Annotated in this window: 3 protein-coding genes and 1 pseudogene; 2 read left to right on the top strand and 2 right to left on the bottom strand. The window is 67.8% G+C overall.

Annotated elements, in window-relative coordinates; all coding sequences use genetic code 11:
* Together FJ980_RS29670 and FJ980_RS29665 are read left to right on the top strand one after the other, a co-directional pair.
* Positions 1-275 (top strand): annotated as a pseudogene (locus FJ980_RS29670) (branched-chain amino acid ABC transporter permease); the annotation flags it as partial.
* Positions 276-280: 5 nt separating this feature from the next.
* Positions 281-1,570 carry an FAD-dependent oxidoreductase gene (locus tag FJ980_RS29665; RefSeq protein WP_246676600.1) on the top strand — a complete coding sequence of 430 codons (1,290 nt, stop codon included), beginning with the start codon at positions 281-283 and terminating at the stop codon, positions 1,568-1,570.
* 32 nt (positions 1,571-1,602) lie between these two features.
* Here FJ980_RS29665 and FJ980_RS29660 read toward each other — a convergent pair whose 3' ends face one another.
* Together FJ980_RS29660 and FJ980_RS29655 are read right to left on the bottom strand one after the other, a co-directional pair.
* Positions 1,603-2,259: a GntR family transcriptional regulator gene (locus FJ980_RS29660; protein ID WP_140547180.1), complete on the bottom strand. Its 657-nt coding sequence runs from the start codon at positions 2,257-2,259 to the stop codon at positions 1,603-1,605.
* A gap of 28 nt (positions 2,260-2,287) precedes the next feature.
* Positions 2,288-2,618: aminotransferase class III-fold pyridoxal phosphate-dependent enzyme (locus FJ980_RS29655; RefSeq protein WP_140547179.1), on the bottom strand; the 331-nt coding region annotated here is incomplete at its 5' end.

Here is a 2,618-nt window from a genome sequence, read left to right as displayed (position 1 = left end):
GGGTGATGCTGATCGTCGGCGGCTCGGGCAGCAATCTCGGTGGCGTCATCGGCAGCATCCTGGTCTGGGGGATATGGGCCGGGTCGGGCACGCTCACCAGCGCGCTGTTCCCGCCGGAGCAACAGGCCCGCGCCGCATCCCTGCAGATCGTGGCATTCGGCGTCATGCTGTGCATTATCCTCCTGGTCCGCCCCACCGGACTGTTCGGGGAACGGCCGCGGCGGGCACGGCTCGGCAAGCGGGCGAAGGTGGCCGCCGGCGAGAGCGGCTCGTGACCGCAATGGCCCGGCAGGAAGCGCTTTCGCTTTGGCACGCGGTCAGCCGTGAGACCCGCCTCCGCCCGGCGCTGGAAGGCGAGCTCGATGTCGACCTTGCCATCGTCGGCGGCGGCTTCACCGGCCTTTCGACGGCCTTGCATGCCGCGGCCAGAGGTCTTTCGGTCGCCGTTCTCGAGGCCGAAACCATCGCCTGGGGCGCTACCGGCAGGAATGCCGGCTTCATCGTGCCGAACTTCGCCAAAATGGATCCGGATGCGATAAAGGCCCATCTTGGACCCGAGCGCGGCGAGAGGCTGATCGAATTCGCGGCCGGCAGCGCCGATCTGGTCTTCGGCCTGATCAGGCGGCACGGCATCGAGTGCGACGCGGTGCAGAGCGGTTGGATCCAGCCGGCACATTCCCCTGTTGCGCTCGAAAAGGTCAAATCACGCGCAGGGCAATGGGCGCAGCGCGGCCGGCCGGCTGTCGTGTTGGACCGGCAAGAAACGGAGGCGCTAACCGGCGCGCGCGGCTATGCCGGCGGCTGGATGGACCGTTCCGGCGGCGTGCTCAATCCGGTCGCCTATGCGCGCGGCCTGGCCGACGTGGCGGAAAAAGCCGGCGCGCGTCTGTTCGAGCACACGCGCGTCGTCGCGATCGACCCTATCGCGGACGGCTGGTCGCTGAAGACGCAAACGGGTTCGGTGCGCACCGGAAAGGTGCTGATCGCCACCAACGCCTATGGCGGACGGCTCAATCCGGAGCTTCGGAAAAGTTATTTCCCGCTGAAAATCTTCCAAATCGCGACGGCGCCGCTGCCGCGCGAGGTGCGCAGCCGCCTGTTGCCCTACGGGCAAGGCGTCGGCGACACGAGACGCAATCTCTTCACCTACCGCTTCGATGCCGAAAACCGGCTGATCAGCGGCGGCATGCATGTCTTCGGCGCGGGTGCGGAACGACGCCTGCCGCAGACGATCCGGCGGCGGCTGGCCCGGCATCTCGAGCTCCCGGACCTGCCGCCGCTCGCCTATGGCTGGTCGGGCATGGCTGCGGTCGAACCCGATTTCCGGCCCCACCTCAGCTCTCTCGGACCGGGGCTGAGCGCGGGTCGCGCCTGCAACGGCCGCGGCATCGCCATGACCACGGCCCTGGGCAAGGTGCTTGCGGATTGGGCTGGTGGAACCGACGCCCGCGATCTGCCGCTGCCCTTCGGGCCACCGTCGCCGATGCCGTTCCACAGCCTGCTGCGCTTCGCGCCGAACGCGCTGCTGCCGTGGAGCATGCTTCGCGACCGGCTGGACAAGACCGGATAGGCCGATCGCCGGGGCGCGACGGGATCGCGTCGTCATTCGGCCGCGCGAAGGTTCCCCGCCAGCACCGCTGCCGCCGTGGCGATGTCCTGTTCTATGGAGGTCCTGACGTCGGCGCCGTTGCGCTGCGCCAATGCCGCGACGATCTTGCGATGCGCCTCGTTCGACTGGGGTTTGTAGCGCTCAGCCTGCATCAGGAGCTTGAGATAGGGCCCAACCCGCCCCCAGAGATCACGGATCATGTTGAGGAGGATCGGCGCGCCGGCATGCCGGTAGATGGCGAAGTGGAAGGCCTCGTTGAGCGCGAGATAGGCCCCGGAGTCGCCCGCCTCGATCGCGCGCTGCATGCCCGCCAGCGTGGCCTGTATGTCGACCAGCCCGTCTTCGGTGATGCGCGAGGCGGCCATCTCGCCCGCCAGCCCCTCCACCGCGACGCGGATGCGCGTCAGTTCCTCGAAGGCGGGGGCTGACAGCAAGGCCACGATGATCGAGCGGTTGTTCTGCAATTCCAGAAGCCGCTCGGCGACGAGCCGTTGCAGCGCCTCGCGGATCGGCGTCGTCGAAATGCCGAACGTCTCGGCAAGCTTGCGGATGACCAATGTCTGGCCCGGGCTGAAGCCGCCCGAAATCAGCTCCTGCTTGAGCGCGCCATAGGCGCGGTCGTTCAGGGTCTGATGTTCGAGCTTCAGCATGTCGATCGCCGCCCCCTTTCCTATCCCCTCACCAGCGCGACAGGGTGCGATCGAGCGTTTCGGCAAGTTGCTCGGCATTGTCCCTGGCGAACGGCAGCGGCGGCCTGATCTTCAGCACGTTGCCGCGCGGACCGCACGACGAGATCAGCACGCCGTCCTCGCGCATGGCTTCGACGACCGCCGACGTCCTGGTGGAGGCCAGCGCCTCGTCCCCCTCCGCAGTCAACTCGACGCCGAAATAAAGACCGTTATGCCTGACATCGGCGACCATGGCGTGGCGACCCTGCAAGGCGCGCAGCAGCTCGCCCGTATAGGCCCCAACCGTGCGCGCATTCTCGACCAGCCCCTCGCCTTCGATC

The organism is Mesorhizobium sp. B1-1-5 (genome assembly GCF_006443065.1).
Taxonomy (GTDB): Bacteria; Pseudomonadota; Alphaproteobacteria; order Rhizobiales; family Rhizobiaceae; genus Mesorhizobium.
This window is presented reverse-complemented; position numbering and strand designations above follow the sequence as displayed.

Excerpts from the sequence above, each read along its gene's own strand:
- FJ980_RS29660 (WP_140547180.1), bottom strand. The coding sequence starts at position 2,259 with ATGCTGAAGCTCGAACATCAGACCCTGAACGACCGCGCCTATGGCGCG.
- FJ980_RS29665 (WP_246676600.1), top strand. The coding sequence starts at position 281 with ATGGCCCGGCAGGAAGCGCTTTCGCTTTGGCACGCGGTCAGCCGTGAG.